Below are 383 nucleotides of genomic sequence, written 5' to 3'. Positions count from 1 at the left end.
GCCGAAAGGCTCGTAGGCGGCGTTCCCCCGAAGTTTTTACAGCGCGCGCAGCCTGTCCGCCTGTACTGAAGAAAATCTTTAGGCATACATCTTGCTATATTTATGCAACCGATTTCTCAAAATTGATTACTGAAACTTCAGCTCCTGTCGAAGATGCAAATCGGTCAATCATTTTTTCAAGTTGTGAGGCAATTGTCCCACTGTACCATGTATTACCGCATTCTGTACAAACATGAGCCGGAACATGGCGGACAACAATAACCCCCTGATCAATATCTTCAGTATAAGTGACATTTGTTTCTTCCATTTCCGCCTTGCAAATACCGCATTTCATGGTTTGCTCTCCTTCCGCTTTCTGCCGCCGTCTTCCCACTGTTCCTGTG

At 46.0% G+C, this 383-nt stretch carries 1 protein-coding gene; it reads right to left on the bottom strand.

Going from position 1 to position 383, the window contains the following annotated elements; all coding sequences use genetic code 11:
* Positions 1–100 precede the first annotated feature (100 nt).
* Positions 101–383, bottom strand: a 283-nt coding sequence (locus ACYVTD_RS17730; RefSeq protein WP_461248939.1) for a type II toxin-antitoxin system MqsA family antitoxin, incomplete at its 5' end; no start/stop codon positions are given.

Source organism: Treponema sp. R6D11 (genome assembly GCF_054786075.1).
The sequence above is the reverse complement of the archived record's forward strand: the minus strand, read 5'-3'. Positions and strand labels throughout refer to the sequence as shown.